Raw genomic sequence first — 14,514 nt, forward strand, 5'->3', positions numbered from 1 at the left:
ACCAAGAAGGACATCATTGTCGATGTCAACGGCGAGCAGCTGGCCCTGGTCACCATGGCAGGCACCGTCAACGGCGCCCTGACACAGGCCGGCATCGAACTGGGAGACAGTGACTTTGTCTCGCCCTCACCAGATGCTGCATTGAGCAATGACAGTGTGGTCACTGTCCGTACCGCCAAGCAGGTGGCACTCCTTGTTGAGGGTGAGCAGAAGACTCTCACCACCACCGCCATCAGTGTGGAGGATCTGCTCAGCGAACTCGATGATGTCTCCCGTGCAGATGCCATCGACGCTGATCTTGACGCCACCATCCCAGAGTCCGGTCTTCACCTGAAGGTGACCAAGCCGAAGATCATCTCCATCAATGATGGTGGCAACGTGGTCTACACCTCCATTGCAGCAGAGACCGTCGGTGAGGTCCTGGAGCGCCGTGGAGTGGAGGTTGACGCTGATGACCGCGTGAACTTGGATCTGAATTCAGGGATCGCCACCAATACCGAGATCGTGATTGATCGCGTGGAGACCAGCGAATTCACCGAGACGGTGGAGTTCGAGGCGCCGGTCACCTACATCGATGATCCGGAAATGATGCAGGGTGAGGAAACCGTGGTGGCAGAGGCCACGCCTGGCACCAAGGAAATCACCCGTGAGCTTGTCACCGTCAATGGTGTTGAGGCTGAAAACAATGTGATCAAGGAAGTTGAGATCACCCCGGCAACACCTGCCACCATCTCCCGTGGCACCCGCACCACCCCGGCCAACTCCGTCTGGGACGCACTGGCACAGTGTGAGTCCAATGGTAATTGGTCGATCAACACCGGCAATGGTTTTGCTGGTGGGCTGCAGTTCCACCCACAGACCTGGCTGGCTTATGGTGGTGGACAGTTCGCCTCCACCGCATCCAATGCCTCCCGTGAACAGCAGATCGTGATTGCGGAGAAGGTCCAGGCGGCACAGGGCTGGGGCGCCTGGCCTGCCTGCACCGCAAGCCTGGGGATCCGCTAATCCGCTAGACCTTGTGGCATCCCCTTGAGGGCAACGTCTATGCCGGAAATCACCATTTTACCGGTGGAAAACCAGGTAGATGTTGACCTGAGTGTAAAAAAATCCCCTGGAGGGCAACGCCTGTGCCGAAAAAACAGGTACATGTCCCACGGCTTCCGCCTCAATAGTAGAAATCTCGCGCATGGCCGGTAGATTGGGATGCTATGGAAGAACCTTCAGGTGCACAGCTGCTCGGACCGGTAGAGATCCGGGCGCTGGCAGAAAAGCTCGACGTCACCCCCACGAAGAAGTTGGGGCAGAACTTCGTGCATGATCCCAATACCGTGCGTCGGATCGTGGCCGCTGCCGACCTGACCCCAGATGATCATGTGGTGGAGGTTGGACCGGGCCTGGGATCCCTGACCCTGGCACTGGTGGAGGCTGCGGCTTCTGTCACTGCTGTGGAGATTGATCCCCGTCTTGCAGCAGAGCTGCCTGCCACCTTTACATGGCGTGCCCCGGCACTGGCGGACAAGCTCACCGTGGTGCAGAAGGATGCGCTCAAGGTGATGCCGTCTGATTTTGAGACCCAGCCAACGGCCCTGGTGGCGAACCTGCCCTATAACGTCTCTGTCCCTGTGCTGTTGCACATGTTGGCGCAGTTCCCCACGATCACGAAGGTGCTGGTCATGGTGCAGCTGGAGGTCGCTGAGCGGCTGGCTGCAGACCCCGGTTCCAAGATCTATGGTGTACCCAGTGTCAAGGCGTCCTTCTATGGTCCGGTGACCAAGGCCGGCACCATCGGCAAACATGTGTTCTGGCCAGCCCCTCAGATTGAGTCCGGGCTGGTCAAGATCGTCCGTGTGGACACCCCGTGGGCGCAGGATGATGCCACCCGTGCCAAGGTGTGGCCGGTCATTGATGCCGCTTTCCTACAGCGTCGTAAGACCCTGCGCGCTGCGCTGTCCGGTCATTATGGTTCCGCCCCCGCTTCAGAAGAGGCTCTCACCGCAGCGGGTATTGATCCAAAACTGCGTGGTGAGAAGCTTGATGTGGCAGACTACATCCGGCTTGCAGGAGTCAGTGACAAGTGAGAATAACCGCCAAGGCCTGGGGCAAGGTCAATCTGCATCTTGGTGTGGGACCGGCCCGGGAAGATGGTTTCCATGAGCTGGTGACGGTGTTCCAGACCATTGATCTGGCGGAGACCGTCACACTCACCACCCTGGATGATGAGGACGCCCCGCAACAGGGAAGCGTGGTCAAGCAGCTGTCTGTCACCGGCCCCGCCGGGGTGCCCACCGATGCCAGCAACCTGGCCTGGCGCGCTGTCGATAAGCTCGTGGAGTGTTGGCGCACAACCCACACTGACACCCTGCCCATGGTGGAATTACACATCCGCAAGGGGATCCCGGTGGCTGGCGGCATGGCTGGTGGATCCGCTGATGCCGCAGCTGCTCTGCGCGCGGTGGATGCCTGGATCGGCCCCTTCGGTGAGAAGACTCTCGTGGAGGTCGCTGCTGAACTGGGTTCTGATGTGCCCTTCTGCCTGATGGGTGGCACGATGCTGGGCACCGGACGTGGCGAACAGCTGGTGGACATGCTCAACCGCGGTACCTATCACTGGGTGCTGGTGGCCTCTGCCACGGGATTATCCACCCCTGAGGTGTTTAAGAAATTTGATGAGATGTCTCTGCCCTCCCACATGGATGTGACCAAACTCAGTCAGGCACTGCTTGAGGGAAGTGTCTGGAGCCTGGCGGAACTGCTGGACAATGACCTGGCGCCGGCAGCACTGAGCCTGCGCCCGGATCTGCGCAAGATCCAGACCGCAGGCATCCGCGCCGGTGCACTTACTGCGATGGTGTCCGGTTCCGGCCCCACCATCGCCCTGCTGTGTGAAGATGAACAGAGTGCACAGGACATCCGTGATGCACTTATCGACGACGGCATCGGCCTTTCAGTACACGCGGCCACCAGTCCCGTCCAGGTGCCGGCGAAAAACCGCGGCGCACATATCGTTTCAATCGAATCGGAGTAGAAGAAAAACATAATGGTCAACCTGATCAATCTGGAGAACGTCTCCAAGACGTGGGGACTGAAGACACTGCTCGATGGAGTCTCCCTCGGTGTGCAAACCGGTGACCGCATCGGTGTGGTCGGCCTCAACGGTGGCGGCAAAACCACCCTGCTTGAGGTTCTGACCGGGATCGAACCACCGGACTCCGGACGGGTATCCCACACCTCACACCTGAACATGGCTGTGGTGACCCAGCGTGCGGATCTCAATGATGAGGACACCGTGGCTGAAGTTGTTCTCGGGCCCCTGGGACTGGAGGTCTTTGAATGGGCCTCCAACGCCACCGTCCGCGATGTCCTCGGTGGCCTGGGCATTGTTGACCTGGGGCTGGACACCAAGGTGGGCCAGCTCTCCGGTGGTGAACGCCGCCGCACCAACCTGGCTGCCGCGCTGGTGCAGGACCTTGATCTCATCGTCCTGGATGAGCCCACCAACCACCTGGATGTGGAAGGTGTGCAGTGGCTGGCGGAATACCTGCTCTCCCGCCGAATCGCGATTGTCGTGGTCACACACGACCGTTGGTTCCTGGACAAGATCGCCACCACGACCTGGGAAGTCCACGATGGTGTGGTCGATGCCTACGAGGGCGGCTACAACGACTGGACCTTCGCACGCGCGGAGCGTTCCCGACAGTCAGACGCCATTGAGCAGCGTCGTCAGAACCTGGCACGCAAGGAACTGGCCTGGCTGCGTCGTGGCGCACCGGCGCGTACCTCCAAACCGCGCTACCGCATCGAGGCAGCAGAAGCCCTGATCGCGAATGTTCCGGCACCCCGCGACAAGGTCGAACTCGTGGCCTTCTCCAAGTCCCGCCAGGGACGCGTGGTCATTGAACTTGAAGACGCCCGCGTGGAAACCCCCGACGGCCGCATGCTTGTCGACGACCTCACCTGGCGCCTCGCCCCCGGCGAGCGCATCGGCCTGGTCGGTGTCAACGGCTCCGGTAAAACCACCCTGCTGCGCACCCTAGCCGGTGAACACCCACTCACCGGGGGCAAGCGCATCGAAGGCCAGACCGTCCGTCTGGGATGGCTGAAGCAGGAACTCGATGACCTGGATCTGTCCCGCCGTCTCATCGACTGTGTGGAGGATGTGGCCAGCTACGTCCAGATCGGTGACCGCCAGGTGTCAGCCTCACAACTGGCAGAACGTCTGGGCTTCTCACCGAAGCGCCAGCGCACCCCGGTGGGAGACCTCTCCGGTGGCGAGCGTCGCCGCCTGCAGCTCACCCGAGTTCTGATGGCAGAACCTAACGTGCTGCTGCTTGATGAGCCCACCAACGACCTGGACATCGACACTCTCCAGGAATTGGAATCCCTCTTGGACGGCTGGCCCGGAACCATGGTGGTCATCTCACACGACCGTTACCTCATTGAACGCGTCACCGACTCCACCTGGGCACTGTTTGGCGATGGCAACCTCACCAATCTGCCCGGCGGCATCGAGGAATACCTCGAACGTCGCGCAGCAATGGCGGAAGAAGACACCGGCGTGCTCGACCTCGGCGGTGGAACCAGCTCCGGATCCGCCACCGCTGTACCAGCCCAGCAAGCTGCCACAACCCCGGCCCTGTCTGCCCAGGAACACCAGCGCATCACCAAGGAGATGAATGCCCTGGAACGCAAAATGGGCAAACTCGACCAGAAGGTGGAGAAACTCAACCAGCAACTCGCCGACGCAGCAGAGAAGATGGACACCGCCAAACTCGCCGACCTGGATGGCAAACTGCGTGACGTACACAATGAACACGTAGAACTTGAAATGCAGTGGCTGGAACTGGGCGAAAAGATCGAGGGCTAAAGATGGCACAGGTGGGAAGCGGCGAAACGCCAGACCAGGCAGCAGCCCTACAGCGGGAACACCGTAAACATGCTGAGATGAACCAACGCCCAGCAGATGTCCTGCTGATCGGCAGCCAGGTCATCTACGGCACCGTCGGCATGAGTGCTGCCCTTCCCGTCCTGCACCGCGAAGACCTCCAGGTCCTGGCGGTGCCCACCATCGTGCTCAGCTCCATGCCGCACTATGCCAACTGCCACGTGGCACCCCACGACTCGCAGTGGATGGCAGACAGTCTCAATGACCTGCTGGTACTCGGCCTGATCGATGAAATTTCCACTATCGCCACCGGGTACTTCGCCTCTGCCGAACAGGTCGAGGTGGTCGCATCCTGGTTGCAGAAGCTCCGTGTCACTCACCCGGACTTGAGCATCGTGGTGGACCCCACCATCGGCGATCATGACGTCGGGGTCTACACCGCGCCGGGGATTGATGAAGCGCTTCGGACTCATCTCATCCCGTTGGCCACCGGTATTGTGCCGAATGCCTTTGAATTCTCCCACCTGGCCACCTCTTCTGGCGATGCCGTGGAGCAGGCCCGCAGCATGCTGGGGGAGCACGGCCAATGGGTGGTGGTGACCAGCTCTGCCACGGATGAGGAATCTGTCACCGATCTGATCGTTACCCGCACCGACCATGTTGAGGTGAACAACCCCCTGGTCACCACCACAGCGAAGGGCGCCGGGGATGTCTATGCGGCAGCGCTGATCGCCGCATTGCATAAGAAGATGACGCTTATCGATGCCGCCACCCATGCAGCTACCACCGTCGGTGAGGTGCTGACGGCGCGTGTGCTCTAGGCGTTTTAGTCTCCTTCAGACAACAGGCTGCCGATGAGCAGCCCCAGCACGAAGTCATCGATCTGGCCGAACTCCACCTGACGGATACGTCCCTTGCGATCCACCAGGATCGTGGACGGTGTCCCTCCAGGCGGTACTTCTTCATCGTGGCAGGAATGCGCTGCCCTTCGCGTGGCTTATCCACCGCCACCGGGAATTTCACTCCGAACTCGGAGAGGAACACCTTGAGGGCCTCCGGGGTCATCACATCATGATGTTCAAACACACTGTGCAGGCCGATAACCTGCAATTGTGAGTCATCAATCTTGTGGTGGATCTTCACCGCCTGCGGAATGGAATGGTTCACACATCCCGGGCAGAGCATCTGAAAAACCTCAATGAGCACCACCTTTCCCTGCAGGTCCTCTGGGGTCAGTCCCTCATGGTTGAACCATTCTGAGACCTCCCACTCCAGCAGTGGGGCATTGTTCAGTGCGTTGTCCCGTGCAGTTGGCATCGAACCCAACCTCCATTTCTGTGTCTTGGGACACAGTATAGTCGGGGGCTTGGCCCTGGTGGGGTGCGGAAGAGGGCATTTTCGGTAGGCTTGGTCATATGATTTTGATTAACGTGCGATTCAAGCCACTGCCAGAGTATGTAGACACCTTCCGCGAGCAGGTCGCGGAATTTACTGAGAAGACCCGTGCGGAAGAGGGCAACATCTTCTTCGACTGGTCCATCAACACCGATGACCCTTCCGAGTTCATCCTCATCGAGGCTTTCGAGGATGACGCGGCAGAGGCTCACGTCAACAGTGACCACTTCAAGGCGGCCTGCGAGATGTTCCCGAAGATCCTGAAGGAAACCCCGCAGATCATCAACACCATGATCGAAGGCAAAACCGAGTGGGACCGCATGGCGGAGTTCGCCGTCAAGTAGTTCCACAATTTTCATAAACGCCCGCTGGGGTGGCTGCTACCGTGCAGCTCATCCTGTGGGCGTTTTCTTTTCTGTAAATCCTGATGCGATCTAAAACTCAGTCGGGACGAATAGTGATTCCAGTCATTTTTCCGTGAAAGTCGGTAGGCTGGAGGTATGCATATCGTAAATATTCGCTTCAAACCCAAGGCCAAATACGTCGAAACTTTCCGTTATACGGTCGATAAATTCACTGAGGAGGCACAGGCGGCAGAAGGCTGCCTCTATTTCGAATGGTTCAGAAGTACAGACTATCCAGGTGAGTACCTGCTGATTGGTGTCTTCACGGATGAGGGCGCTGATGCTCACAAGAAGAGTGAATACTTCCTGCGTGCGCAGGAGACACTCCCACCGCTGCTCCAGCAGACACCACTCATTGTGGAAAGCGAATTCCCCAAGAAGAAGGGTTGGGAGCGCTTCCACGACTTCACGGTCTACTGAGACTCCTGCACCCAGCCTTCAAGCCCTGGCCCCTGAGTTGTTAAGAATTCACTACAGGTCAGGGCTTTTGGCATATCACCGGTGATAACCCAAGTAGGCTAAAGGTTATGACAAAGAACCATGATGTCCTTATGCCTGAGTTCTCCAAGAACCCTCCGAAACTGGACAAGAAGGCCTATAACAAAGAGTTGAAACGCCTCCAGGCAGAGCTGGTCGACATGCAACAGTGGGTCGTGGAAACCGGTGCACGTGTTGTCATCATCATGGAGGGACGCGACGCAGCAGGTAAGGGATCTGCCATCAAGCGGATCACCCAGTACCTCAACCCCCGTTCCGCCAGGATTGAGGCGCTACCCACCCCGAGTTCCAGGGAGAAAGGGCAGTGGTATTTCCAGCGCTATATTGAAAAGCTGCCCACCGCCGGCGAAATCGTCATCTTCGACCGCTCCTGGTACAACCGCGCCGGAGTGGAACGCGTCATGGGATTCTGCACCTCCCAGGAGTACCGCCGATTCCTGCACCAGGCACCCATCTTTGAACGGTTGCTTGTAGAAGACGGCATCCACCTGCGTAAGTACTGGTTCTCAGTCTCAGATGAGGAGCAGATTGAACGTTTCCAGGATCGTCTGAGTGATCCTCTGCGCCGGTGGAAACTTTCCCCCATGGACCTGCAGTCGATCACCAAATGGGAAGAGTATTCTCGGGCCAAGGATGAAATGTTCATCCACACTGATATTCCGTCCGCACCCTGGCACATTGTGGAATCCGAGGATAAGAAACGTTCCCGGATCAATGTGATCTCCCATATTCTCAACACGATTCCCTATGAGAAGATTAATCGCCCCCTGCCTGAAATCCCTGAGCGTCCCGAATATGAGGATGACTATGTACGCCCTCCACGTGATGAGTTCCGTTATGTCCCGGATGTTGCCGCCAACCTCGAAGAGGAACGCGTAGCAGCAGAAAAGGAAGCCAAGATGGCGTCCCAGCCTGCTGAGAAAACTTCTGACAAGAAGAAAAACAACAAGTCAGCTCAGAAGAAACGCACCAAGAAAACGGAGAAGAAGGCAGCGGCTGAGAAGATCACCAAAAAGTCTGAGAAGAAGAAAACCACCGCTAAAAAGAAGAAATAGCGGGAGGTTATTCCTCGCCCAGCAGGTCCTTCAGCACCAGGAGCACTCCGGCATCATTGTTGGAGGGGGCGACCTTGTCGGCGATGGCAAGGATCTCCGGGTGGGCATTGGACATGGCATATGAAGTGCCTGATGCCTGCAGGAGTTCCATGTCGTTGAGGTAATCACCGAAGGCTAGTGACTGGGAGATGGAGATCCCCATGGCTTCACACAGTGCGGTCAGGGCGCGGCCTTTATCAGCATTCTGGTCCATGACATCAACCCAGTGCTTGCCGGAGACAACCACTTTCTGATCAGGTACAGCTTCCCGCATCACGGGTGCCACCTGGGTTTCGGCATCGTCGAAGGTGAAGATGGCCACCTTGATCACCTGGCCGTCGACTACCGTGTGGAGATCCTCCACCTCATCCAGTGCCAGGTAGTACTTGAGTCCCTCGGAGCGGAATGCCTCGTCATTGCGTTCCACATAGGCGCGTTCCGGGTGGCAGATCACCACACCCATGTCAATCTCAGAGGCGCGTGCGGCATCGATGATCGCATGGACCGCTTCGGAATCAAGGGTGGTCAGAGAGATTATCTTGCCCTCGTGGATCACCACCGTGCCGTTTTCAGCAATATAGGACATTGGTTCACCTGCGCGTTCAAACTGGTGACGCAGGGTGGCCAGCTGACGGCCACTGGCTGGTGCGAAGGCGATATTGCGTTCGCGGAGGGTGTTCAGGAGGTTCCAGAAACCTTCCGGAACATGTCCCTCCGAGTTCAGCAGCGTGCCATCCATGTCTGTAACAACAAGGCGAAAGTCCATTTAGGTGGGTTCCCTTCTGATTATGTCTTGTTTTCTCATTGTTCCACAGGTTGTCCTGCCGGGCTACACCCAGGATCTGCGGTTTCTCTGCAGGGACAACCTGTGATGTGCCACACTTATTTCCATGGCTATCAATCCGAATGAGACACAGTCCGCCTACACCCTCACCACCGGCAATGAGGTGGTCAATGTATTTGTGCAGAACTCCACCGGAGTCCTGGAGCTGAACCGCCCCAGGGCCTTGAACTCACTCAACCAGGAGATGGTTGACCTGATCCGGGAGGCGTTGGATAAGTGGATTGGTGATGATGCTGTCCACCGCATCCTCATCTATTCCACCTCGGAGCGTGCGTTCTGTGCTGGTGGTGATGTTCGTGCCGTCAGGGACGCGATCCTGGAGGATGATGCTGAGGCTGCTGATCACTACTTTGTTGAAGAATTCATGATGAATGATGATCTCGGGACCTTCCCCAAACCGATCATTTCTGTCATTGATGGTGTGGTCATGGGTGGTGGACTCGGGGTGTCCATGCATGGTTCACACCGCGTGGTCACGGAGAAGTCCTTTGCCTCCATGCCGGAAATGGCGATCGGATATACCCCGGATGTTGGCTTCACCTACTTCATCCAGCAGGTCACGACATCGGCGATCGGCAAGTTTCTGGCGATCACCGGTTGGCGTATGAGCCCGGCGGATATGTTGTGGGCAGGTGTGGCCACGGATTTCATCGAATCCAAGGACGTGGGCGCATTCCAGCAGACCATCATTGAGCGTTCCCTGGAGGAGGCACTTGATGAGTTCCGTTCTCAGCCAGAAGAGGAAAGTCGGTTGGCACAGATCGCGCCTCATGTGGAGGCGACGTTTGGCTTTGACAGCTGGAAGCTTATCGACGAAGCACTCGCGAGCCACGAGGATCAGACGTTTGCAGAACAGGTCCGGGAGCTCATGTCCTCTGCAGCACCGTCCGCGGTGGAGGCCACCGTGATCCTAATGGAGAAGAACAACCAGGCAACAACCCTGCGTGAGGGCCTGGATAACGAACTGATCATCAGCCTGTACATGCTCCGCCAGCCGGATTTTGCTGAGGGGGTGCGCGCGGTGCTGGTGGACAAGGACCGCAATGCGGCTTTCCAACCGGCAACGTTTGATCAGGTGAATGATGCAGTTTTCCGAACTCTGCTTGCCTGATTAGGGGTTTTTCCCATACCTTTTGCTAGCTTAGGAGTAGCCCATTTGGTTGATGGGCTCAAGAAGCTTTAAGAGGAAGGTGTGGGTGTGAAACCGCTGGCGAAGATCCCCGTGCCCTGGGGCTGGTACCTAGGTATCGTCGGATTGATCGTGGTGGGTTCAGCTGTATCGGCATCAATGCTGAACCTTGTTCCGCAGCAGATGCCAGCACGCGTCAATGGTGGACTAGTGGCACTGGGGGGATCCTATGCCCCTCCCATGGGAATGGAGGCACTGATCGCCCGGGTGATCGCAGGTCCTCTGCTGACCCTGGTCATCGCTGTGGGGCTGGCATTGTTGATCGCATCGCAGGCGGCACGCCTTAATCAACACCACCCGGAGGCCTCGGCGACAGCTCTGGGACGGCGGTGGGCTTTCCTCCGCAATGTGCAGTCCTGCCTGGGGTGGTTCAGCTTCTTCTTCGCCGCCATCCTGGCGGTGTCTTCGATCCGGCTCAACAGTCCCGGATTTGTCAGTGCCTTTGAAATGGCTGTCTATGTCATCTTGATCGTGGTGCTTGCATGGACACTACTGACATCCCTGCGCCGCGGGCAGCTGGATATTGACCGGGTCCTCCCAGTTCAGGAAGATGAAGCGGAGATGAAGTGGGGACTGATCTATCACAACCCCGCTGACCCACGGGTATTCGTGGAATTGGAAGACGGACAGACCACGGTGGTGAACATGGCGCGTCCAGCTTCCTGGGGCCTGGTGGCGATGATGATCATCCCGGCGATGTTCATCGTTGGCCTGGTCATTTACGTCAGCTGATGGACTTGATCTGATTCCCACTGAATTCCACGGTGACCTGTCGGCCATCGATGGTGAGTGAGGATCCATCAAAAGGAACCTGACGCTGTGATGCGTAGGCGGCTACCGCCCGGCGGGCATCCAGTGCCGGATCAATCCGGGAGTACAGTGTCGCTTCAACGGCAGCATGTGAAGCTGGGGGCAGGTGGAGACGGGGATGCTCCAGCAGGAGAACAACGTGGAAACCTGCGCCGGAATCTATTGTGACATCAGTCCAGCACTGGAGAATCGGTTTGGCCACACTAGTCAGATCTAAGGCCTCTGCCTGATCAACCGGCAATGCTGGCGTCACCAGTGGGAGCAATCCGTTATCCCGGCCGAACCTGCGTAGTCCTTCTGTCACCTGACCTGGGACCCTCTGATCATCCCAGGCCCATCGCCACTGACCATCTTCAATGGTGGCCAGAGGGAGCGCTGTGACCTCATGTTGGCCATCGATGAGGGCGGTGCCTGTCTGCGGGTTATAGGACACCTGGTGGGTGGGGGAGAGGGCGTCGAAAAGCAGTTGGTGCTCAGCTGATGAGAAAGCCGAATCTGCACGCACATCGCGCAGGGACAGCCCACCGGAGACCTCGAAGGGGCGGTGCCCATTGCGTAGGGTGACGGAGGTGCCGTCGCTCAGCGCAATGTAGCTGGGGCCGCGCCGGACCCCGAGACCACGGACCGCTGCATAACCGGTGATGGCACGCTGGGCATCCAGATCAGGGCGGAGTTCAGCAAGGCTGTCGATGAGATCACCACGGACATCGCCCAGCTCAGGCTCGACATTGAGCACCACGAGAGCCTGCCCGCGCCCGGAGAAAGGGGCGATGAACGCCGGGGCATTTCCATGGAGCGTACGGGCTGCATGGATCAGACCATCAGAATGCTCATGGGTGCCGCTCAACTCCGGGATGTTGAATTCTGCGCCGCGGTCACTGACCCAGGTGAACTGCCCGTCATGGATCCATGCGACCACGGTCCCTGAGGAATCAAAGGGTGCGCCCTGGGCCCGGTTGATACGCACCTGCACGGTGATGGGGGTGTCTGCGGATTCATTATCTGCTGCCTGATTCAGGTTGAATTCCACCCCCTGGATCTTTCCGAGTTGCGCGGCAAAGGCACGGTCAACACCAGCTTGGGCGAGGATGCCGTCGGTGATGACATCAGAAAGGGAGGAGGGGGAAGGGATAGCCATTCCTCAAGGATATTCAATGTTTTTGAACATGCCACCTCCGGCCTCTCCAGGGAGCAGTTCACACCATGGGCTTGTTCACTCCGAGGACATCTGTGAAGATGATTGAGTTCGAAACATAAACTTGGGCTGAATTGGCAGGAAAATAATCCACGTGCGCACCGTTAAAAACCGAATTCTCACCGCAGCAATCGCATCAACCATCGGTTTGAGCACCGTTATCGCAGGAACCAGCACGGCTTGGGCCTATGACTATGGCATGGATCCAGCCATGAACCACAACCCGATTGACGATATTGAAGACCGTCCTGCCGGACTGTCAGAGATACCGGGGATCGGCACACGGCTTACCGGCTGGGGATCCTCAGATGCATCAGCATCATCGGGAATCGTCACCTCGGCTCGACCACAGGAGTTTGATCCCCGTTATCCCAACGGCAAGGAGCACCTGGAAAAAGCCACCATTGACATGGACCCGGAAGTCCTGGCTCGTCTGACTCGCTTTGCCAATGTGGATGGCGACCGGATCCGTCAGATCAATGCCTACTCCCCATCGATGGAGAGGTGGATCCCCCTGGTGTGGATCACACCGGAAGATAACTCCGTACCCCGCCCGACCCTGTACGCACTGGGTGGCGGCGATGGTGGTCAGGGTGGTGCCAACTGGATCACCAAGACAGACATGGTTGAGCTGATGAGCGGAAACAATGTCAACGTCATCATGCCGATGCTGGGTTCCTTCAGCTTCTACGCCGACTGGGTGGAGGAGAATGAATCCCTCGGCGGCAAGCAACAATGGGAAACCTTCCTGACCCATGAACTGCCCGAGCCCCTGGAAACAGCCATCGGCGCCGATGGCCAGCGCAGTCTCCTCGGCATGTCCATGTCCGGCGGAGCTGTGGTCAACATCGCCTCCCACATGCCAGACTTCTACTCTTCTGTGGCCTCGTTGTCTGGCTGTGCTGAAACCAACTCCTGGATGGGACGTCGCGGCGTAGCTGCCACCATCTACTCAGGCAACGCCACCCCTTCCCAGATTTTCGGAGCAGTAGACAGTGATTACTCCCGGTACAACGATCCGGTGATCAACGCACACAGGCTTGCGGAGCAGGACAACCTCTATGTATTCGCTGCCTCTGGTGTGTGGTCGGAGGTTGATGTGGAGGGCCCCAACGCTCCTGATGACGAGGCTGGACTGGACAACCGTAAGTCAGTGGGCTTCCGCATTGAGGCACTGTCCAACTCCTGTACCCATAATCTGAAATCTGCCACAGATGCCCTGGGCATTGACACCATCAACTATGATTTCCGCCCCACCGGCACCCATGCCTGGGACTACTGGAATGAGGCACTTCACCGCTTCTACCCACTCATGATGCAGGGATTCGGACTTGATGGTGGACCGATTCCGGTTTATAACCCCAATGGTATCAGTTCTTCTGAAAGCTCCTCCGAGTCATCCAGCGGTGGCAGCAGCGCAGCAAAGGCCATCGGCAGTGTCGATAACATCATGGGCAGCTCTGAGGATGCTGAAGATGCCAGCGGTAGCTCCGCCCGTGAGTTCATTGCAGGAAGTTCTGCACTGGACGCACTCGGATTTGCCGCAGGAAGCGTCTACGCCGAAGATTAAGCCTCAGACGGCTAAAAACTCCTCTTCATGATCATCATGAAGAGGAGTTTTTAGCCGTATCTGCTAATTGTTGAGACGGATCATGGTGCAGGCCCGGTGCACAAGGTCTGCACCGACCTCCACATCCCGTGGTTCCGGCATACGGTAAAACCATTCGAGTGCTGCCCGCACCGCTGCAGCGATGATATTGATCGCGACAGACACCTCAAACTCATCCAGCCCAGGTGAGCGGGGAAGTACTGCCGGCAGCAGCGGAATCACGATGATTCCTGCACTGAGGTGATTCGGTGTCGGGGTGATCACCTCGACGATCTCCGTGATGTGGAACAGTGCGCCGAAGGAATCCAGTTCTGATTCGCCCGCCCGCATGTGGCACACCACCAGGTGTTCCACAGCATCCAGGAGGTCCAGTTCCTCAGGAACCTCATTGAGCTGTCCCACCAGATTCTCAATGCGGTCTGACAGGAACTGGAGGAGAGCTTCCTCACGGGAGTTGAAATAGTTGTGGAAGGTCCGGTTGGACACCCCGGCCCGGGCTGCGATCGCAGCGATGGTCAGCCCTTCAGGACCATCCGCCAGTGCGATCTCAGCTGCGGCCCGCGACAGGGCTGTGCGGGTCGCGGCCTTCTTGGT

At 57.9% G+C, this 14,514-nt stretch carries 15 protein-coding genes; 11 read left to right on the forward strand and 4 right to left on the reverse strand.

The genetic code is table 11. The annotated features are described in order from the left end of the window. The 5 genes from Q0M74_RS08685 to Q0M74_RS08705 form a co-directional block, all read left to right on the forward strand. Positions 1-1,005, forward strand: a 1,005-nt coding sequence (locus Q0M74_RS08685) for a resuscitation-promoting factor (RefSeq protein WP_293953466.1), incomplete at its 5' end; no start/stop codon positions are given. Positions 1,006-1,208: 203 nt separating this feature from the next. Beyond that, positions 1,209-2,078: a 16S rRNA (adenine(1518)-N(6)/adenine(1519)-N(6))-dimethyltransferase RsmA gene (gene rsmA, locus Q0M74_RS08690; protein WP_293953468.1), complete on the forward strand. Its 870-nt coding sequence runs from the start codon at positions 1,209-1,211 to the stop codon at positions 2,076-2,078. Continuing rightward, positions 2,075-3,025 (forward strand): 4-(cytidine 5'-diphospho)-2-C-methyl-D-erythritol kinase, encoded by a 951-nt coding sequence (locus tag Q0M74_RS08695; RefSeq protein WP_293953469.1) that lies wholly within the window; start codon positions 2,075-2,077, stop codon positions 3,023-3,025. The genes rsmA and Q0M74_RS08695 overlap by 4 nt, the downstream gene beginning before the upstream one ends. A gap of 12 nt (positions 3,026-3,037) precedes the next feature. After that, positions 3,038-4,864: an ABC-F family ATP-binding cassette domain-containing protein gene (locus Q0M74_RS08700; protein WP_293953471.1), complete on the forward strand. Its 1,827-nt coding sequence runs from the start codon at positions 3,038-3,040 to the stop codon at positions 4,862-4,864. A gap of 77 nt (positions 4,865-4,941) precedes the next feature. After that, positions 4,942-5,703 (forward strand): PfkB family carbohydrate kinase, encoded by a 762-nt coding sequence (locus Q0M74_RS08705; RefSeq protein WP_293953473.1) that lies wholly within the window; start codon positions 4,942-4,944, stop codon positions 5,701-5,703. On the opposite strand, the gene Q0M74_RS08710 is transcribed toward Q0M74_RS08705, so the two are convergent. Then, positions 5,663-6,199 carry a TlpA family protein disulfide reductase gene (locus Q0M74_RS08710; protein WP_293953475.1) on the reverse strand — a complete coding sequence of 179 codons (537 nt, stop codon included), beginning with the start codon at positions 6,197-6,199 and terminating at the stop codon, positions 5,663-5,665. The genes Q0M74_RS08705 and Q0M74_RS08710 overlap by 41 nt on opposite strands. Positions 6,200-6,297: 98 nt before the next feature. On the opposite strand from Q0M74_RS08710, the gene Q0M74_RS08715 reads away from it, so the two are divergent. The 3 genes from Q0M74_RS08715 (at position 6,298) to ppk2 (ending at position 8,234) form a co-directional block, all read left to right on the forward strand. After that, positions 6,298-6,621, forward strand: a complete 324-nt coding sequence (locus Q0M74_RS08715) for a putative quinol monooxygenase (RefSeq protein ID WP_293953477.1) — start codon at positions 6,298-6,300, stop codon at positions 6,619-6,621. Positions 6,622-6,777: 156 nt separating this feature from the next. Then, complete coding sequence (locus Q0M74_RS08720) at positions 6,778-7,101, forward strand: putative quinol monooxygenase (RefSeq protein ID WP_293953478.1); 324 nt, start codon at positions 6,778-6,780, stop codon at positions 7,099-7,101. Positions 7,102-7,232: 131 nt separating this feature from the next. Next, complete coding sequence (gene ppk2 / locus Q0M74_RS08725) at positions 7,233-8,234, forward strand: polyphosphate kinase 2 (protein ID WP_366088093.1); 1,002 nt, start codon at positions 7,233-7,235, stop codon at positions 8,232-8,234. Positions 8,235-8,241: 7 nt separating this feature from the next. Here the strand turns inward: ppk2 and Q0M74_RS08730 are convergent, their stop codons facing one another. Next, on the reverse strand, positions 8,242-9,039 hold the full coding sequence (locus tag Q0M74_RS08730; RefSeq protein WP_293953482.1) for a Cof-type HAD-IIB family hydrolase: 798 nt from the start codon (positions 9,037-9,039) through the stop codon (positions 8,242-8,244). A gap of 124 nt (positions 9,040-9,163) precedes the next feature. Here Q0M74_RS08730 and Q0M74_RS08735 point away from each other — a divergent pair, with 124 nt between their 5' ends. Next, positions 9,164-10,228, forward strand: a complete 1,065-nt coding sequence (locus Q0M74_RS08735) for an enoyl-CoA hydratase/isomerase family protein (protein WP_293953484.1) — start codon at positions 9,164-9,166, stop codon at positions 10,226-10,228. Positions 10,229-10,309: 81 nt separating this feature from the next. Beyond that, complete coding sequence (locus Q0M74_RS08740) at positions 10,310-11,038, forward strand: hypothetical protein (RefSeq protein WP_293953486.1); 729 nt, start codon at positions 10,310-10,312, stop codon at positions 11,036-11,038. Here Q0M74_RS08740 and Q0M74_RS08745 read toward each other — a convergent pair. Next, positions 11,031-12,254, reverse strand: coding sequence for a DUF6882 domain-containing protein (locus Q0M74_RS08745; RefSeq protein WP_293953488.1), 1,224 nt, complete (start codon positions 12,252-12,254; stop codon positions 11,031-11,033). The genes Q0M74_RS08740 and Q0M74_RS08745 overlap by 8 nt on opposite strands. A gap of 151 nt (positions 12,255-12,405) precedes the next feature. On the opposite strand from Q0M74_RS08745, the gene Q0M74_RS08750 reads away from it, so the two are divergent. Continuing rightward, on the forward strand, positions 12,406-13,881 hold the full coding sequence (locus Q0M74_RS08750; protein ID WP_293953490.1) for an alpha/beta hydrolase family protein: 1,476 nt from the start codon (positions 12,406-12,408) through the stop codon (positions 13,879-13,881). 63 nt (positions 13,882-13,944) lie between these two features. Here the strand turns inward: Q0M74_RS08750 and Q0M74_RS08755 are convergent. Beyond that, positions 13,945-14,514: TetR/AcrR family transcriptional regulator (locus Q0M74_RS08755; protein WP_293953492.1), on the reverse strand; the 570-nt coding region annotated here is incomplete at its 5' end.

The organism is uncultured Corynebacterium sp. (assembly GCF_945649885.1).
Lineage (GTDB): Bacteria > Actinomycetota > Actinomycetes > Mycobacteriales > Mycobacteriaceae > Corynebacterium.